16 protein-coding genes, 1 tRNA gene and 3 pseudogenes are annotated in these 17,370 nt (G+C 33.8%); 11 read left to right on the plus strand and 9 right to left on the minus strand.

Annotated features, from left to right (window positions below; all coding sequences use genetic code 11):
• Positions 1-77 precede the first annotated feature (77 nt).
• Positions 78-2,558 (minus strand): response regulator, encoded by a 2,481-nt coding sequence (locus O1Q06_RS07020; protein ID WP_410542517.1) that lies wholly within the window; start codon positions 2,556-2,558, stop codon positions 78-80.
• 159 nt (positions 2,559-2,717) lie between these two features.
• Between O1Q06_RS07020 and hemF the strand changes: the two genes are divergently transcribed.
• The 3 genes and pseudogenes from hemF to O1Q06_RS07035 form a co-directional block, all read left to right on the plus strand.
• Positions 2,718-3,542, plus strand: coding sequence for an oxygen-dependent coproporphyrinogen oxidase (gene hemF / locus O1Q06_RS07025; protein WP_052264973.1), 825 nt, complete (start codon positions 2,718-2,720; stop codon positions 3,540-3,542).
• Between the two features lie 301 nt (positions 3,543-3,843).
• Positions 3,844-4,712: pseudogene (locus tag O1Q06_RS07030) on the plus strand (IS982 family transposase).
• Positions 4,713-4,724: 12 nt separating this feature from the next.
• Positions 4,725-5,307, plus strand: a pseudogene (locus tag O1Q06_RS07035) (IS630 family transposase); the annotation flags it as partial.
• Here O1Q06_RS07035 and O1Q06_RS07040 read toward each other — a convergent pair.
• Positions 5,304-5,684 carry a hypothetical protein gene (locus O1Q06_RS07040; protein WP_410542518.1) on the minus strand — a complete coding sequence of 127 codons (381 nt, stop codon included), beginning with the start codon at positions 5,682-5,684 and terminating at the stop codon, positions 5,304-5,306. The pseudogene O1Q06_RS07035 and the gene O1Q06_RS07040 sit on opposite strands and share 4 nt — an antisense overlap.
• 157 nt (positions 5,685-5,841) lie before the next feature.
• Here O1Q06_RS07040 and mraY point away from each other — a divergent pair, with 157 nt between their 5' ends.
• Complete coding sequence (gene mraY, locus O1Q06_RS07045; RefSeq protein ID WP_410542519.1) at positions 5,842-6,822, plus strand: phospho-N-acetylmuramoyl-pentapeptide-transferase; 981 nt, start codon at positions 5,842-5,844, stop codon at positions 6,820-6,822.
• A 5-nt stretch (positions 6,823-6,827) separates the two neighbouring features.
• Positions 6,828-7,421 (plus strand): ribonuclease HII, encoded by a 594-nt coding sequence (locus tag O1Q06_RS07050; protein WP_410542520.1) that lies wholly within the window; start codon positions 6,828-6,830, stop codon positions 7,419-7,421.
• A 7-nt stretch (positions 7,422-7,428) separates the two neighbouring features.
• Here O1Q06_RS07050 and virB9 read toward each other — a convergent pair whose 3' ends face one another.
• Both virB9 and O1Q06_RS07060 read right to left on the minus strand, forming a co-directional pair.
• Entirely contained in the window at positions 7,429-8,214 is a 786-nt protein-coding gene (gene virB9, locus O1Q06_RS07055; RefSeq protein WP_410542521.1) for a P-type conjugative transfer protein VirB9, read from the minus strand.
• Between the two features lie 329 nt (positions 8,215-8,543).
• A complete protein-coding gene (locus O1Q06_RS07060; protein ID WP_410542522.1) occupies positions 8,544-9,170 on the minus strand; it encodes a histidine phosphotransferase family protein in 627 nt (208 codons plus the stop codon).
• A 137-nt stretch (positions 9,171-9,307) separates the two neighbouring features.
• Between O1Q06_RS07060 and purM the strand changes: the two genes are divergently transcribed.
• Entirely contained in the window at positions 9,308-10,345 is a 1,038-nt protein-coding gene (gene purM, locus O1Q06_RS07065) for a phosphoribosylformylglycinamidine cyclo-ligase (RefSeq protein WP_019236866.1), read from the plus strand.
• Here the strand turns inward: purM and purC are convergent.
• Positions 10,342-11,064: a phosphoribosylaminoimidazolesuccinocarboxamide synthase gene (gene purC, locus O1Q06_RS07070; RefSeq protein ID WP_410542523.1), complete on the minus strand. Its 723-nt coding sequence runs from the start codon at positions 11,062-11,064 to the stop codon at positions 10,342-10,344. The genes purM and purC overlap by 4 nt on opposite strands.
• Positions 11,065-11,137: 73 nt before the next feature.
• On the opposite strand from purC, the gene trmD reads away from it, so the two are divergent.
• The 4 genes from trmD to O1Q06_RS07090 all read left to right on the plus strand — a co-directional run bounded on the left by trmD (position 11,138) and on the right by O1Q06_RS07090 (position 14,509).
• Positions 11,138-11,836 carry a tRNA (guanosine(37)-N1)-methyltransferase TrmD gene (gene trmD / locus O1Q06_RS07075; protein ID WP_410542524.1) on the plus strand — a complete coding sequence of 233 codons (699 nt, stop codon included), beginning with the start codon at positions 11,138-11,140 and terminating at the stop codon, positions 11,834-11,836.
• The gene (gene rplS / locus O1Q06_RS07080; protein ID WP_410542525.1) at positions 11,833-12,204 is read left to right on the plus strand and encodes a 50S ribosomal protein L19; all 372 of its coding nucleotides are present in this window, start codon (positions 11,833-11,835) and stop codon (positions 12,202-12,204) included. The genes trmD and rplS overlap by 4 nt, the downstream gene beginning before the upstream one ends.
• 257 nt (positions 12,205-12,461) lie before the next feature.
• The gene (locus O1Q06_RS07085; protein WP_410542526.1) at positions 12,462-13,715 is read left to right on the plus strand and encodes a DUF3333 domain-containing protein; all 1,254 of its coding nucleotides are present in this window, start codon (positions 12,462-12,464) and stop codon (positions 13,713-13,715) included.
• Positions 13,712-14,509: a phosphoribosylformylglycinamidine synthase subunit PurQ gene (locus tag O1Q06_RS07090; protein WP_108784327.1), complete on the plus strand. Its 798-nt coding sequence runs from the start codon at positions 13,712-13,714 to the stop codon at positions 14,507-14,509. Before O1Q06_RS07085 ends, O1Q06_RS07090 begins: the two co-directional genes overlap by 4 nt.
• Positions 14,510-14,622: 113 nt before the next feature.
• Here O1Q06_RS07090 and pdxH read toward each other — a convergent pair whose 3' ends face one another.
• The 3 genes from pdxH to O1Q06_RS07105 are packed head-to-tail and all read right to left on the minus strand — an operon-like array spanning position 14,623 to position 16,147.
• On the minus strand, positions 14,623-15,216 hold the full coding sequence (gene pdxH / locus O1Q06_RS07095) for a pyridoxamine 5'-phosphate oxidase (protein ID WP_410542527.1): 594 nt from the start codon (positions 15,214-15,216) through the stop codon (positions 14,623-14,625).
• Positions 15,217-15,231: 15 nt separating this feature from the next.
• Positions 15,232-16,047 (minus strand): bifunctional DNA-formamidopyrimidine glycosylase/DNA-(apurinic or apyrimidinic site) lyase, encoded by an 816-nt coding sequence (mutM, locus tag O1Q06_RS07100; RefSeq protein ID WP_264375214.1) that lies wholly within the window; start codon positions 16,045-16,047, stop codon positions 15,232-15,234.
• Positions 16,013-16,147, minus strand: a complete 135-nt coding sequence (locus O1Q06_RS07105) for a hypothetical protein (RefSeq protein WP_255324779.1) — start codon at positions 16,145-16,147, stop codon at positions 16,013-16,015. Before O1Q06_RS07105 ends, mutM begins: the two co-directional genes overlap by 35 nt.
• A 28-nt stretch (positions 16,148-16,175) precedes the next feature.
• On the opposite strand from O1Q06_RS07105, the gene O1Q06_RS07110 reads away from it, so the two are divergent.
• Positions 16,176-16,248: transfer RNA gene (locus O1Q06_RS07110), tRNA-Thr, on the plus strand.
• A 246-nt stretch (positions 16,249-16,494) separates the two neighbouring features.
• On the opposite strand, the pseudogene O1Q06_RS07115 reads toward O1Q06_RS07110, so the two are convergent.
• Positions 16,495-17,362, minus strand: a pseudogene (locus O1Q06_RS07115) (IS982 family transposase).
• Positions 17,363-17,370: the final 8 nt, after the last annotated feature.

The following is a 17,370-nucleotide window of genomic DNA, read 5'->3' on the forward strand; positions in this document are numbered from 1 at the left end:
CTTATGTATAAAATAACTCTATTGTATATATGCAAGAAATTTTTGCATTAGAAAAATTTTTTTGTTGCCAATCATGCTCAAAGTAAACTGCCTTTTTTTGTCTTGTGTAACACACTTTGAACCTTATTTCCTAACTCATTCAGAGTAAATGGTTTGGGTAAAAAATGGAAGTCTTCTATATTGATTTCATCGCTCTTTAAAAAAGCATCCTCTGTATACCCAGAAATAAAAATAACTTTGATGTTTGGCCTATGTATCAATGTTTCTTTAACTATTTCTGGACCACTCACCTCTGGCATGATTACATCAGTGATTATTAGATCTATGTGTTGATTTTTTTTTCTAATGATCTCTAGTGCCTCGCTGCCTATACTCGCTTCTATTACATTAAATCCTTTTCTTGTAAGAGCCTTAGCAGTAAATTCCCTTACTGAATCTTCATCTTCAATTAATAAAATTATACCATTACCTTTAATCTCTACCGGTTTCTCTATTTCTTTACTATCTTCCTCTTTATCATTTTCATCCGATATGTAAACTATGGGCAAAAATATGCTAAATTTAGTTCCATGATTCACTTTGCTAGCAACATAGATGTATCCTTCGGTTTGTTTAATAATGCCATATACAGTAGAGAGGCCAAGACCTGTACCAGAAGTAATATCTTTGGTAGAAAAAAATGGATCAAATGCCTTTTCAATTATATCACTCGTCATTCCACATCCAGTATCAATCACTTCAATCACAACATAATTCCCATGTTCAATCGTTTCCTTATCTGGAGAAAACATATCCTGAGGTGTAGAATTTAATGAATCAACCTTTTGATTAAAGGTTCGTATAGTTAACTCTCCCCCCTTTTCCATAGCAGCACCAGCATTAACTGCTAAGTTAAGCATAACTTGCTCTAATTGTCCTTGGTCAGCCCTAACAGCACCCAAATCGCTACCATAATAAATATTAAATTTTATATTTTCACCTATTAATCTTTTGATCATTTCATAAAGATTAGCTATCGTACCATTTACATTAATAATCTTTGGCTGCAAAGTCTGTCTTCTTGAAAAAGCAAGCAGTTGTCTTACTAAATTTGACCCACGTTTTGCATTTTGCTGTATCTGTATTATATCTCCAAAAGATGGATCGCTAGCTGAGTGCTGGAGTAAAAGCAAATCACAAAATCCTATTATTCCGGTTAATATATTATTGAAATCATGTGCAATACCACCTGCTAATTGCCCTATAGCTTGCACCTTTTGATAATGCTCAAGTTTTATCTCTAGTTTTTTACGTTCAGTATTATCAATAAAATAACAAAGTATGAACATCACTTTATTATGAAGAAACTTATTAAAATATATTTTCATGTTATTACCGCCATTGAGCTGCACATCAAAGGACGCATTATTTATCCTATTACTTGAAAAATATTCACGCACTTTCATATGATAACCATCTGATATCAATGCAAAGATAGAACCATTACTTGACCCCGCAAGTTTTACTAATGCTATATTTTTCTTTATAAAATTGCCATTTATATCGCATTGTGCAATAGCAATTGACGAATTTGTAAAACAAGGGTGTAGTTGATAATCAACAATATTTGATTCAGTTGGTGTTATAAAGCCGTGTATATAGCTATGATTGTATTTATCACAAAATATAGCAGTACTCATATAAGCCTTAAATGGAGCACCGCTTATAGTAAAAAACATAATTTCATTTTTGGTTATTGTATCGTCATACTTAGATTGAGATATAAAATCATTGATTGAACTACCTTTTTCCAATTTTTTTAGTTCAAACATGTCTAAAAATCTTTTATTTACAGATAAGATACCTCCTTTTGTATTTGCAACGTAAGTTGCTATATTGTGTTTCTCTATCAACTCTTCATATACCTGCTCTTTGTTTACCTGTGTTGCCTTCAGTACAAAATACCCATTCGGTCTTGCTATTGGGGCTAATGATAAATTTAAAGTCTTATTACTATTTATAGCAATTTGTGGATTATCCGGTATTGGTTCAGAGAGCAAAAGAAAGTTAGATATTCTACTCTTCTTGCTTAAGGAAATGCATACTTTTACAGAAGTGTTATTTCTTAACGCATGATAGAGTGATTTTCTGTCTTTTTCTGACACATCTCCTGCTTCAAGAATTTTATCTAGCGTAACATCATCGTTTATGTGATCTTTGAACCTTTCGTAGAACCTCGCATCAGCATAAATAATACCCTCATCTTTATGTAAAATGAGACAAAACTCTGTATTATGATTCAGCGCATTTGCAAATATTGCATTTTGAAACTCTATGATATTAAGTAGATACTTGTAACGTTTTATATTATATACCACAAAGAGAGTCATTAGAATGCTAATTAATAAATTAATCTCTATATTAACATGCTGACTATATACATTAGAAAAATAGAGTACTGATATTGCTATTGGAGGTAAGAACATAATGACTGCCATCACAATAATTGACATCCCATAATTTCTTAGTATGAAGTCAACTCTGTTCTCTTTTTTGTTATCTATGTATCTTTTACTCATTATTATTGCTTGGCATCCTTGCACATATAAAAATATTCTACTATATTGATTTAATTATTATAGATTTATTAACATCCTTGATGAGTAGTTACTATCCCAATCTAATTAAGTCCTGTAAATATAGAGTACAATAATATTAATAAGCCAACAGAAGGCATTATGGAAAAACAAAAGACACAAGCATTTGAATGGTTCTGCGCACTGAGAAACAAGATCACCGAATCTTTCTTATCAATTGAGGTACAGTCATTCACACAACCAAAAATCGAAAAAAGAAAGTGGAACCGACCAGGTGGAGGAAGTGGTGAATCTACAATTATCTTTGGTAATATTTTTGAAAAAGTTGGAGTAAACGTTTCAAGAGTATACGGAAAGCTCGAAGACTCAGCCATTAATGAAATTCCTGGTGCAAGTGAAAGCAATGGAGAGTTTTGGGCAAGCGGTATATCTTTAGTGTCTCACATGCAATCTCCCCTTATCCCTGCAGCACATATGAACACAAGGTTGATATATACCTCAAAACAATGGTTTGGTGGAGGAATGGACTTTACTCCAATTTATAAGGATGAGGGAGATTGCAAGTATATTCACGAATCAATTAAAGCAACTTGCGATGAGTTCAACATCGAATATTATCCGAAATTTAAAAAGCAATGTGATGATTACTTTTTTTTACAACATAGAAAAGAGCCACGTGGTATTGGTGGAATTTTTTATGACAATCTAACTTCTGGCAACTGGAAAAACGATTTTGAGTTCACAAAAGCAGTAGGTGAAGCCTTTTTAGAAATTTACTTACACATCATACACAAACATATGCAAAAATCTTGGACAAAAGAACAACGAGAAGAACAATTGATAAAACGTGGCAGATATGTGGAGTTCAATCTTCTTTATGATCGTGGTACAAGGTTTGGTTTAATGACTAATGGTAACCCCGATGCAATTATGATGTCGATGCCTCCTCTTGTTAAGTGGGTGTGAAAAGCGATTATTAATATAAAATAAATCGTTATAGTTTAAGATTGTACCACATATGGTGAGCTTTTGTATAGAGGGGTACAATCATGGGTATAAGTAGATAGTTTTTTAATTAAATCCGCTAGAAATAGCAATATAAGAGGCGTGAGGCTAGCTTTAAGTCTTCATAATATAGTAAACAGCTTTGAAAAACTCTTTTCTAGAATTAATCCTTTGTAACGCTAATTCTGGATTAAAAAGAGAATAGAAAAGTCAGGAGAGTAGGGTAAACTCAACAAATAGAAAAAAATAGATGAGGTTACCCATGGAAGATATAACAAAACTGTTTTGTCTGGTCGATGATTTTTGCAGAGATATAGAGAAAAATTTTGCAGATAAACTACTGCCAAACGGTAAAAACCCACAAGAGTGCCAGAAATTACACATTCGGAAATTATCACAATAATCCTCCTGTATCAGCAATCTCCCTGTGAAAATTTTAAGGCTTTCTACCTGCATTACCTAACATTGCTCTACAAATCAGAGTTTTCGAAGTTGCCTTCATACACTAGGTTTGTTGCTCTAAAGCCCAGGGTTTTGTGGCATTTAGCCATGCTATTACAGTGCCTTTGCGGATGGTCAGAACTTACTGGAATCTCATACATAGATACAACTCCTATTGCAGTTTGCCATGCAAAAAGAATATCAAGAAATAAGGTTTTTGCTGGAATTGCAAAATTAAGCAAGAGTACATATGGCTGGTTTTTCGGCTTTAAACTACATTTGATAATTAACGAGAAAGGTGAAATTCAAGCTTTTACGCTTACAAGAGGTAATGTTGACGATAGAGAGCCTGTAGCAAACCTAACTAAGAAATTAACCGGTCTTTTGTTTGGTGATAAAGGCTATATTAAAAAAGAGCTTTTCCAAGAGTTGTTTAACCGCGGTTTGAAACTTGTTACCAAGGTGAAAAAGGGGATGAAAAACGCATTAATTTCACTACATGAAAAGATTTTGCTGAGAAAAAGGTCGATCATTGAGACGATTTTTGGCTACCTCAAAAATAGACTTGAAATTGAACATACTCGCCATAGATCTCCCGTTAATTTCTTGGTTCACATCTTTTCTACTCTCATTTCCTATTCCTTGAAATCCAAAAAGCCTTCCATTTCCTATACTTTCTTCCTTCCTTAATCCAGAATTAGCGTTCATAGTGGACAAGATAAAAACAAGCAAGAGGAGTTTAAAAAAAAACCTCAATGAAACTATTGTCATGCATTCTGAAAAAGAGCTATTTTTCTTCGATGAATCACGGTTTGGTACACATTCGAAAGTTGGACATGGGTGGTTTAAAAAAGGCAGTAGGACACAGGTTAAGGTAAAATTAGGTAGGGAAAATTTTTATCTCTATAGTGCAGTTAATCCTAGAAATGGAGAGAATTTTAGCTTATTTGCACCAAACGTCAACACTGATTGTATAAATATATTCCTTGAACAGATGTCGCAATATTTAGGAATACGAAAGGCTTTTCTCTTGATGGATTGCGCTAGTTGGCATAAGTCAAAAAATTTAAAGGCACCTAAAAATATCGAAATTATATACCTACCACCATACTCACCTGAACTCAATCCTGTTGAGAGGTTTTGGTTATATATAAAACAGAACATTTTACGCAATAAAATCTACGATACAATTGTTCTGCTTGAATGCGCTTTGTGTAAATTTATTACCTCTCTTTCCCCTTCCACGGTTAAACAACTCTGCTATGCTTCTTATTTGGTTCATTAATAATGAGAATTGGTATGAGATTCTCCTTTCTTCGGAGAAAAAGGTTCTTTGTTTGTAGTATTAGTGTCTGGATCATTCTGTAACTTAAAGAATTTATCCCATTCTTCATCACTGTCTAATTTAATATATTCACGCTTGTTCTTGCCTGATACTGCATTCTGAATACTAGACGATCCTTCTGTTACAGTTGTACCAGAGCTATTGCCTTTACCTCTTAGAAGAACAAGATGCTCTTCTGACCTTTCTTCCTTACTCAACTTTGAAGCTGCATCACCAAAAGAAGGTTTCTCTACTATATGCGTGTAAGAACTTTTAACTCTACTCTCATTATCAGGTACTGTAGTAGCCCAAAAAAGCTTTTTAATATAATCTAACATATGCTACCTCTTACCATTAACTAAATATCAGTATGCAAACTTTGCTATAACTAATCAATAACTAAATTTACTCCAAATAAAATGAGCTGATAAAAAGGTATAAATTGAGATTAGGTAAAGCTTTTGGTATAATATCTAGTTAATTTTGAATAGGCAGGTGATCTCATCTACAAAGACGTTTTTTATCTCATTTATTTTTGGGTTTATTCTCTTTCCCTATTTTATAAAACTTCTAAAAAAGATAAGTAAAGATGGACAACCAATCAGATCATATGGACCAGAAAGTCATTTAATAACAAAAAAGAATATACCACCTATGGGTGGAATAATAATACTAACTTCTGCTTTATTACCAATCCTGCTTTGGACTCAATTAACACCAGAAATTTCATTGCTGGTATTTATAACTCTATTTTTTGCTCTACTTGGATTTATTGATGACTATTTAAAATTGAAGACAAATCACCACCGAGGTTTAAGTGCAAAAACCAAAATACTTATTCAGTTTGTCGTTACTCTGGTCTGTATGTTTATACTTAAGCTACAATCTGCTGAAGGTTTTACAAAAATTTCTCTATTTAGAGAAGTAGCAATCGACCTTGGCTATCTATATCTTCCGTTTGCTGCATTTGTAATTGTCGGCTCTTCTAATGCTGTGAATCTTACAGATGGCCTAGATGGCCTTGCTGCAACTCAAGCCATTACTTCCTTTGCTTTTTTGGGGCTAATTGCATACATCACTCAGACAGATGTAAACATTACTTTATTCTGCATTGCATTTATAGGAGCTATTTTAAGTTTCTTGTGGTTTAACACACATCCAGCAAAAATATTTATGGGTGATGTTGGAAGCCTATCAATCGGTGCAGCTTTAGGACTCACTAGTGCTCTAATTAAAAAAGAAATGCTTTTTGCCGTTATTGGAATAATCTTTGTAATAGAGACTTTATCTGTGATTATTCAGGTATCATATTTTAAATATACAAAATTTAGATATGGAGCAGGAAGAAGAATTTTCCTTATGACACCAATACATCATCACTTTGAAAAGAAAGGGTGGTCAGAAAATACAATAGTTATAAAATTTTGGATAATTTCTATCGTTTGTTCGATTTTTGCTTTAACTTTCTTATTATAGGAACTATGAAATATCCAGATTTCACATTAGAAGATACATTATCAGGAATTATAGCAGGAGTAGATGAAGTTGGAAGAGGTCCGCTTGCCGGTCCAGTGATATCTGCAGCTGTAATATTTACTGATAGAGATACGGTTATTGATGGAATAAACGACTCAAAAAAGCTAACCCCCAAGTGTAGGCAAGTTCTATACGAAAAAATAACGTCTGTTGCAAAATTTGGTATAGGAATGGCAAGCGTAGAAGAAATAAACTCATACAATATTTTGCAAGCAACAAAGCTTTCAATGAAACGTGCGTTGGCAAACTTGAATCTAGAACTAGATTATGTGCTAGTTGATGGTAATCAACCACCTGAAGTAAAATGGCAAGTAAAATCTATAGTGAATGGTGATAGCTTAAGTATATCAATCGCAGCTGCTTCAATCGTTGCAAAAGTTACAAGAGATCGGCTTGTGGAAGAATTGCATAATAAACATCCTCAATATAATTGGTATAAAAATAAGGGATATGGAACAAAAGAACACCTCAGCGCTATTGGCCTTCATGGAATTACGAAGCACCATAGAAAGAATTTTGCACCTATAAGAATACTATAGCCTTTAATCACTTACCTTTTTTGAAAGGTATGTTTTCATTAAACAGGCAGACTGTGCTTGATCCGTTTCTTAAGGTAAATACCGAGCTTACTCTTTCAATTATCAGGTAGTCATCAACTGTACGAAAATTTATCAAGGATTCATATCCTGCAGAATCAACCATAAAAACTGCCGGGAAATCAGAGTTTATTTTATTAAATTGTAGATATGTAAATTTTCCGTCATCAAAAACCTTAATTGGTATTATTGATTGACTGCCTTTAACGTGCGAGATGGAATAGTTAAAATTCAAGCCTTTCTTTATAACCTCAATATCACTTATATCAGGGATAGTGGTATGACTAGCTTGCTCTAGAATATCACCGTTACTCGTTGAATAAATTTCATCACCGTTAAACAGTGGATAAAGAAACCTTACTTCATATGCTAACCTTGGATCATCTAGCCCGTTTGCTTCTTCAGCATGAAACTCGAAATAATAAACTCTTTTATTGGTAATTATAGTTGCATTAGTATCGGCAATATCATCTATAGGCTTAATAAATAATCTATTACCTTGAGGAAGGAGCTGCCAACCGGTTGCATCACCCATTGAAAGACTCTCTATTACCTCCCCTGGCTCAAACAATATGCTGGATTGATAACCATAAAAGCCCGTGTACTTATGTATAGCCTGTGGATTATAATTCATTACCTTTATGTGGTTATCACCAGCTATTGGTCTTGGTTCCTGTTTTGCAAGTGCATAACCACCACAAAAAAATAATAGTGCAACAAAGAGTACCCTAATCATAGTATCAAAATAAACTGATCTTTATTTTATCATTGATAGACATGTACTGCAACTATCAAACTATCCCAGTAGCAAGCGACAGAAAATGCAAGCTTCATAATAATTCATTACTGCAGGAAAAAGGGGAGTGTTAAATAAACTGTGTTAAACCTCCATTTTTTTGTTTCTATTTTATTTTTACTTCTCGGTTTGACACAGTTTATTTAACACTCCCTGCAAAGAAATTAACTACAGATTTTATGTCTAAGTTACTCCACAAAATTTTTCCTTTCCTTATCCAAGATTCAAATTTATAGTATCGATTCCTTTTTATGAAATATGAAGCCACCTCAAGTTATAGTTAAGCCTATATTCAGTGAATTACTTTCACAAGTGCAATTGATTTTAGTGTTATACTGTTCTAACAGTAAAGAAGTCATATAGATAATAATGTCTTTTGTATCCAAACGAATATCATTTTTTTTTGTTAATTTGCTCACTAATAATGTACTTATTGATTTATGTTCATTTACTACTTTTATAGTGAGTAGTGTTTTATCTTCTGTTTTAGTCAGTAAAATAGACACTAATTCAATTTGTGCCACTGCACTGATTATAGTTATCACCATATTGGAAATTATCTTATTTATTTTTTCAATTAAGTTTTCTGTAGGACATTCACTTACCCTCCACTGAAGCTTTACTTTTTTTTTAAATAAATAATTTTCTATATTGGATTTAGTCTTAACAAAGCTGCAATTATCTGATGAATGAGAATACGCTTGCTTCATAACTTTATATTTATATATTAAATCATCGGAGCTTTCTTTAAGCAATGACAATGCTTCGTTTTGCATATTAGGATTGTTTTCTTCAAGCTCTTCCAATCCACCCACTATTCCTTGCATAGAACTAGCAAAATCATGAAGAATTCGTCCTGATAGGCATTCTGTTATTAACATTATGTTTTTATTCATTGGATAAAAGTATAAATGATTTAAGTTAACCCTATATTGGTAGGCATGTAGTAGTCAATTTAAGAGAAAGTTTCGTTGCGCTTTTTGTGTCAAAGCATTAATGTAGTATTAATAATTATAAGATTTATGAAGGCGTTATGAATACTTATGCTAAATCTGGAATAGACCTTAAACTATATAATGAACTAATAAAAAAAGTTAAACCTATTATTGAAAAGACTAAAGGAGAAGAAGTAATTAGTGAAGTAGGATCATTTTCTGCATTGTTTGACTTTTCTTCGCTGAGTAAGAAATACGACCATCCAGTACTTGTTTCCTCAACTGATGGAGTGGGCACAAAACTATTAATAGCTCAAGAGGTGAATAAGCATGATACTATAGGTATAGACTTAGTTGCAATGTGTGTAAATGATCTACTTGCACAAGGAGCAACACCTTTATTTTTCCTTGATTACTTTGCAACAGGCGTTTTAAACAAAAACGTTTTATTGTCTGTAATCCAGGGCATTGCAGAAGGGTGCAAGGAATCTAAAATAGCATTAGTTGGTGGAGAAACTGCAGAAATGCCTGGAATGTATGGTAACAATCACTATGACCTTGCAGGGTTTGTGGTTGGTGTTGTTGATCGAAAGCAAATTCTTCCAAATTGTAGTATAATGAAAGCAGGTGACTGTGTAGTTGGTTTAGAATCAAATGGAATTCACTCAAATGGATTTTCTTTGGTGCGCCATATTTTTAAAAGCTTAGGTATAAATTATAATGATATATCTCCATGGAATAATAAATCTTGGGGTGAAATATTACTTAAGCCAACAAAGATATATGTTGATTCTTTGTTGCCTATTATGCCAAAGGTAAAAGGCATTGCGCATATAACAGGTGGCGGGTTAATAGACAATATCCCAAGAATTCTCTCAGGAAATTTATTTGTAGACATAAATATTAATTCTTGGAAATGGCCAGATATATTTTTATGGCTGAAAGAAGAAGGCAAAATAGAAAAGAGAGAAATGTTAAAAACATTTAATTGCGGCATAGGTATAGTACTGATTGTAGATCCCGATAATATGAAGGATGTGGAAAGCCATTTCCAAAAGCGTGGAGAAAAAATTGAGATTATTGGAAAACTTGATGAAGCATGTCAGCCTCCACTTGATAGAGTAGTATTTAGTTAGTCTAACTTTACCGACAGTCTTTTTGCAACTTCTGAGTATGCTTCCTTTAAGTTTCCTAGATTTAAACGGAAAACATCTTTGTCTAGCTTTTTATGAGTATTTTTATCCCATAGCCTACAATTATCAGGGCTGATTTCATCGGCTAAAATGATTTTAGTGCTGTTGTTTATCAATTTGCCAAATTCTAACTTGAGATCAACTAAATATATATTTGCATTTGAAAATAGGTCGACTAAGATTTTGTTGATCTTTAAAGTTGTAGTTTTAACTACTTCCATTTCTTTATGGGATAACCAACCAAAATATAGTATGTGATTTTCATTCACCATTGGGTCGGCTAGGTCATCATTTTTGTAAAAAAACTCGATTATAGGAGATGTAAGTGCCTCACCTTCTTTGATATTAAAACGTTTGCAAAAGCTGCCAGCTGCAATATTTCTAACCACTACCTCAAGAGGTATTATCTTGAGCTTTTTGACTAGCTGTTCTCTTTCGTTTAGAGCTTTTATAAAGTGCGTGCTAATTCCTGCTTCTTCAAGCTTTTCCATGATAAAAGCACTAACATGATTATTAATTATTCCTTTGCCCTCAATAATTTTATATTTTTCCTTATTGAATGCTGTAACATCATCTTTAAAGTACTGTATAACAGTTGATGAGTCTTCAGTTTCAATAATGACTTTGGCTTTACCTTCGTATATCGTTTTATTCAGTGGCATATTTAATTTAACTATGTATCATATCAATTTACTGTTCTTAGAGTATAGCCCCAAATAACTTAAATAAACCTTAATGGCGTTCAATGTTACAATATTAACCATATTTCCAGAAATGTTCCCCGGATTTTTGAACTATTCTCTTGCTGGAAGAGCGTTGGAAAAAAAAATATGGAATCTTGAAATAGTAAATATTCGTTCTTTTGCTAAAGATAAACATTCAACTGTGGATGATGTTCCATATGGAGGTGGAGCAGGGATGGTTATGCGCCCAGATGTGATTGGTAATGCAGTTGATAATGTGCTTTCTGCTCATAAAAATACTAGATTTATTTATATGACTCCATCTGGTACAAAATTTAATCAGAGCATTGCAAAGGAGTTAACAGAAATTCCTCATGTAACAATATTGTGTGGTCGATTTGAAGGTGTTGACCAAAGAGTAATTGATGTGTATACTCCTTATGAGTTAAGTATTGGAGATTATATACTTTCGGGAGGTGAGCCAGCTGCAATGGTGGTTCTTGATGCATGTATTAGGCTTCTTCCAGGTGTAGTAAATAATTTCGATAGCGTTGCTGAAGAAAGTTTTAGTTATAGTGGTGGTATGCTTGAATATCCTCAATATACTAGGCCTGAGCAGTGGAGTAGGTACAAAGTTCCTGAGGTTCTGTTGTCTGGCAATCACAGAAAAATAAGTGATTGGAGAAGGGAACAGTCATACGTTAGAACAAAGGAACGTCGACCTGAATTGTTGAATGGAGATGATAAATGACAAACTTGCTTGAAAAATTTAACGAACAACAAATACAAAGATTAGCCAAAGAGATGCCGGTTTTTTGTCCTGGCGATGATTTGAAGGTCACTTTTAAGGTAGTTGATAGTACGGGTGAGCGTATACAGATATTTGAGGGCGTATGTATATCAAAAAGAAATCGTGGATTACACTCTTCTTTTTCAGTTAGAAAGGTAAGTCATGGAGAAAGTATAGTATCACAATTTTTTGTTTACTCTCCTGCATTAATTTCAGTACAAGTGATAAGAAAGGGAAAGGTCCGTAGAGCAAAATTATATTATCTGTGCAAGCTATTTGGGAAAGCTGCAAGGATCAAAGAACGTACTACTTATGTTAAAAAAATCTAAGTAGATACAATAGGGAGTGATGTCAATTGTATCATCTCAAAACTCTCTCTTATTATCCCAGTGTGTGGCGCACAACTGTACTTTCCCTCCTGCTGTGGTGTCATCCCAATGTTTGACACTGGGATCCAGATTCTCCTTTTGTTTTGTGCTTTCATGAGAAATATAAAAATTATTTGCAGGCAAAGCCTGCTAGATCTCAGTGTCAAGCACTGGAAAAAGGGGAAAGTCTTTTCAAATCCTCCTGTAAAGAAAAGTAAATGGGTATAATAAAGAAAAACTTCCTTAAGTTACTTCAATCTAAGCGCGTACATGCTCGTGTAAAAAGAAAAAATAAAAAGAACAGAGCGTTACGCTTTTGTTCTTTCACGGCACTAGTTATCTCACTTGGCTGTCCTGTGTGTATATTGTTGAGTATATTAGTTAACTCTTACAGTGCTTTAACAGTAACGAAAATTTTATTGCCAGTTGAAATAAATGCTGATCTTATTTTAACTAATAATCCTGGTGATTTACGATATAAGTCCATTGGCTTACTCAACAATTCTTTACGTAAGGTGTTTGAAGGAACTGATTTTAAAGACGGTGACGAAATTTTAAGTCGTAATTCTTACAAAGAACTAGAGAAATTTTTTCGTAAGAGAGTAAAAAATAGTGGTGAATATGAGATCTGGTTTACCGCATCGAGTGTGATCAATTCACTATATAAAAATAAATGTTTGAATGATCATTATGCTAAATTACTTGATTGGTTAAAAGAGAAGGGAAGAGTAAGAAAATTTTTTAATAAGTCTCTGTTTCTTAAGTCTGATTCTTGTGAGCCTGAGAATGCAGGGATTTTAGGGGCATTTATCGGTTCATTAATGACAATTATAGTATGCTTAGCGTTGGCATTGCCAATAGGAATTATGTCAGGTATCTGTCTTTATGAATTTATGCCTAGAAATAGGCTAATAACCAGTATTGTAGAAATTAGCATGAATAACCTTGCTGCAGTGCCTTCGATAATATTTGGTGTGGTAGGACTGACTCTCTACTTGGGCATATTTGGTTTACCCCGTTCTTCACCGCTTGTTGGCGGGATGACTCTTTCATTTATGATGCTGCCTAATATTATTATTGCAACAAAAAATGCCTTTACAAATGTTCCTATTGCAATAAAAGATGCAGCGTTTGCGCTAGGTGCACCTCACATCAAGGTGATATTGGATCACTCTTTACCGATTGCGTTGCCACGGATAATACATGGTGCAGTGCTTGCAATTGCAAGGATTTTAGGCGAATCTTCCCCTTTACTTATGATAGGCATGGTAGCATTTATTGCTGATACACCTACATCCTTCTTCGATCCGGCAACTGTTTTACCTGTACAAATATACATATGGTCAAGTAGTCCTGAAATTGCATTTATTGAGCTTGCTGCTATTGCAATTATGGGTTTATTGTTAATGCTATTTGCTTTGAATTTAATAGCAAATTTTGTAAAAAGAAAGTTTGAGTTTTTTGATTCATGAAAATTATTGTTTTATCTGGTTATGGCTTGAATTGTGAAAAAGAAACTGCATTTGCATTTATGGAATGCAGCAGAAAGCTTGGTATTAATAATATTGAAGTAAAAATCGTTCACATTAATGAAGTTATAAGTAATTCAGATGAACTAAAATCAAGTAATATACTTGCAATTCCAGGAGGTTTTTCTTACGGTGATGACACTGGTGCTGGCAATGCATTTGCTTTGCGTATAAAAAACAACTTGTTAGACGAATTTCAAAATTTCTTATCTCAAGATAAGCTTATTATAGGGATATGTAATGGTTGCCAGATATTAGTAAAATTAGTTCCAGAATTCTCTAATCTAGCTTTAACCTCTAATGATATAGGTAATTACCAATGTCGTTGGATTAGAGTGAGAGTTAATCCGCAGAGTAGTTCTGTTTGGCTACGGGGCCTGAGTGAGCTATATCTTCCTGTTGCTCATGGAGAAGGCAGGTTTTTTATGGATCAAGATATTTTAAATCAATTGATTGAAAATAATTCCGTTGCACTGCGTTACGTTGATGAAAATGGTGACTATGCAAATTTACAATTTCCTTACAATCCAAACGGATCTATATACGACCTGGCAGCTTTGTCAGACAAAAGTGGTAGAGTTTTAGCTTTAATGCCTCACCCAGAGAGAGGAATATTTTTTACTCAGCAGGACAACTGGCCTCTTGAAAAAGAAAAATGTAAACGTTCAGGAGTGGCTATGCCAAAATATGGTGATGGAATGCTCATATTTGAGAATGCACTAAAATATTTTGCGTAAGTATTACAATACGTTACATACAACAAGTTTTTAAACCATAAAAAGTTACTTGATCAGGTCCTGTTATGACAATAAATCCTTATCTTTGATCTGCAGAGTAGCTTTCTCTAACGTTAGGGATATAATTGTTCCACTTTCCAATTGCTTTTCTCAACAAGAGTATATCTAAATCTAGTGTGTTTCCTATATTCACCTTCTTGCCAAAATTCAATTACCTTTGGGATTACGCAAAATCCCACCCAAAAGTCAGGACGAGAAACTTGTGTATTGTGAAATTCTTTCTCTTTCAATTCTATAGCCTGCTCAAAATCTTGCCAATCTTTCAGAACTCTTGATTGTTTTGAGCACCACGCGCTAATTTGACTATCACGTGCTCGAGAGGAGAAATATTCGTCAGCCTTTTTGCCGCTTAGAAGCCTAACTTCTCCTTCAATTCGTACTTGTCTAGAAAATTCTGTCCAATGAAATACGAGTGCAGCTTTGGGGTTCTCAGTCAATTCTTTTCCTTTTCTACTGTTTGCGTTAGTGAAGAACACAAAACCTTCTTTACTATACTCCTTTAGTAATACCACTCTTGCAGATGGAATGCAGTCTTTGCTACACGTTGCTAGCGTCATTGCAGTTGACTCTTTACACGGAAAATTAAGTACTTCTTGATACCACTTTGAGAACAAATCAAAAGGATCTTTTTCAGGTAAGAGTGTCATATGCAAAAATAAAATTTAATTCTGACATGCATTGCAAAAATAAGTGCTACGACCATTTTGTCGTATAAGTGTTATGATATTGTTGCAGATTCTGCAAGGTTTTTGCACTTTACCATATACGTAAAAGTTATTTTGAAAGTATCCAGCAGATCCAGATGGTTGTGCATAATCTTTCAGTGTTGAACCACCAGCAGCAATTGCATCACTCAGAGTATTTTTTATTTCGATAGCAAGTTTTTCGCACTCTATATATGTTAAATCTTGTGCTAGCCTAAGTGGTGATATGCGAGCTCTAAATAAGCTCTCAGAAGCATATATGTTACCTACGCCAACTATTAGCTTATTATTCATTAATACTGATTTGATATTTGCTTTTCTGTTCTTTAGCAACTTCTGTAAATAATGTCCGTCAAATTCATCTGTGAGGGGTTCTATTCCTAGGTTATTAAAAAAATTTAGTTCTTGCTCTCTGTTTAAAACAATCACTAATCCAAACCTTCTTGGGTCATTAAAGATTAGTGAAGTGTTGTCAGAAAATAAGAATATCACATGATCATGTTTGTTCTGTGCTTGATTGTCTTCAGCATATATAAGCTTTCCGCTCATGCCAAGGTGTATGATTACAGCCATACTAGCATCTATATTCGAGATTATATATTTACCTCTACGCTTGATATCATTTATAACTTTGCCCTTTAGCAAATCATCAATATTCTTCGTTATTGGTACACGCAAATTCCAATTATTGACTGTAACATTACTTATTTTCTTATTTTTGATTTTATCAAATAAGAAGTTAGAGATTACTTCCACTTCTGGGAGTTCTGGCATCTTGTCTACTCTGTTGCTGTTTTTTTCTTTTTAGAATATTTTGCTTTAAAGCTTTTGCCAATCTTTTTCTCTCTTCTTCTTTTTCCTTATTTTTTTTCATGTTATTCATTATCATAATACGTGAACTTGCCGTTGTAGCTCAGGTGGTAGAGTACGTCATTGGTAATGACGAGGTCCCAAGTTCGAATCTTGGTAACGGCAGTTTAGAGGACGATATTCATAAAGTCAATCCTCTAGATGCTAATTAGATTATAGAAAAACGTCTAGTAAATACCTTTTATACACTACCATTAGGCTGCTTTTTCAGTATTACTATTCAGTAATACCTGCCGTAATTTTTCTTTAGAAAATCCATGCATTAAAAGAAATTGTATAATCCTTTGCCAAAAATCCCTCACAATATACTGAAGGATTATTAAAACTTACGTTGGCAACGCTAATTCTGGATTAAGGAAGGAAGAAAGTATAGGAAATGGAAGGCTTTTTGGATTTCAAGGAATAGGAAATGAGAGTAGAAAAGATGTGAACCAAGAAATTAACGGGAGATCTATGGCGAGTATGTTCAATTTCAAGTCTATTTTTGAGGTAGCCAAAAATCGTCTCAATGATCGACCTTTTTCTCAGCAAAATCTTTTCATGTAGTGAAATTAATGCGTTTTTCATCCCCTTTTTCACCTTGGTAACAAGTTTCAAACCGCGGTTAAACAACTCTTGGAAAAGCTCTTTTTTAATATAGCCTTTATCACCAAACAAAAGACCGGTTAATTTCTTAGTTAGGTTTGCTACAGGCTCTCTATCGTCAACATTACCTCTTGTAAGCGTAAAAGCTTGAATTTCACCTTTCTCGTTAATTATCAAATGTAGTTTAAAGCCGAAAAACCAGCCATATGTACTCTTGCTTAATTTTGCAATTCCAGCAAAAACCTTATTTCTTGATATTCTTTTTGCATGGCAAACTGCAATAGGAGTTGTATCTATGTATGAGATTCCAGTAAGTTCTGACCATCCGCAAAGGCACTGTAATAGCATGGCTAAATGCCACAAAACCCTGGGCTTTAGAGCAACAAACCTAGTGTATGAAGGCAACTTCGAAAACTCTGTTTGTAGAGCAATGTTAGGTAATGCAGGTAGAAAGCCTTAAAATTTTCACAGGGAGATTGCTGATACAGGAGGATTATTGTGATAATTTCCGAATGTGTAATTTCTGGCACTCTTGTGGGTTTTTACCGTTTGGCAGTAGTTTATCTGCAAAATTTTTCTCTATATCTCTGCAAAAATCATCGACCAGACAAAACAGTTTTGTTATATCTTCCATGGGTAACC

This window comes from Wolbachia endosymbiont of Tetranychus urticae, from assembly GCF_046529255.1.
GTDB lineage: Bacteria > Pseudomonadota > Alphaproteobacteria > Rickettsiales > Anaplasmataceae > Wolbachia.

Coding starts and splice junctions, on each gene's coding strand:
- pdxH (WP_410542527.1), bottom strand. CDS start 15,216: ATGACACTCTTACCTGAAAAAGATCCTTTTGATTTGTTCTCAAAGTGG.
- hemF (WP_052264973.1), top strand. CDS start 2,718: ATGGAAAAACAAAAGACACAAGCATTTGAATGGTTCTGCGCACTGAGA.
- rplS (WP_410542525.1), top strand. CDS start 11,833: ATGACAAACTTGCTTGAAAAATTTAACGAACAACAAATACAAAGATTA.
- O1Q06_RS07090 (WP_108784327.1), top strand. CDS start 13,712: ATGAAAATTATTGTTTTATCTGGTTATGGCTTGAATTGTGAAAAAGAA.
- virB9 (WP_410542521.1), bottom strand. CDS start 8,214: ATGATTAGGGTACTCTTTGTTGCACTATTATTTTTTTGTGGTGGTTAT.
- O1Q06_RS07020 (WP_410542517.1), bottom strand. CDS start 2,558: ATGAGTAAAAGATACATAGATAACAAAAAAGAGAACAGAGTTGACTTC.
- O1Q06_RS07085 (WP_410542526.1), top strand. CDS start 12,462: ATGGGTATAATAAAGAAAAACTTCCTTAAGTTACTTCAATCTAAGCGC.
- O1Q06_RS07060 (WP_410542522.1), bottom strand. CDS start 9,170: ATGAATAAAAACATAATGTTAATAACAGAATGCCTATCAGGACGAATT.
- O1Q06_RS07105 (WP_255324779.1), bottom strand. CDS start 16,147: ATGAAAAAAAATAAGGAAAAAGAAGAAGAGAGAAAAAGATTGGCAAAA.
- trmD (WP_410542524.1), top strand. CDS start 11,138: ATGGCGTTCAATGTTACAATATTAACCATATTTCCAGAAATGTTCCCC.
- mutM (WP_264375214.1), bottom strand. CDS start 16,047: ATGCCAGAACTCCCAGAAGTGGAAGTAATCTCTAACTTCTTATTTGAT.
- O1Q06_RS07040 (WP_410542518.1), bottom strand. CDS start 5,684: ATGTTAGATTATATTAAAAAGCTTTTTTGGGCTACTACAGTACCTGAT.
- purM (WP_019236866.1), top strand. CDS start 9,308: ATGAATACTTATGCTAAATCTGGAATAGACCTTAAACTATATAATGAA.
- purC (WP_410542523.1), bottom strand. CDS start 11,064: ATGCCACTGAATAAAACGATATACGAAGGTAAAGCCAAAGTCATTATT.
- O1Q06_RS07050 (WP_410542520.1), top strand. CDS start 6,828: ATGAAATATCCAGATTTCACATTAGAAGATACATTATCAGGAATTATA.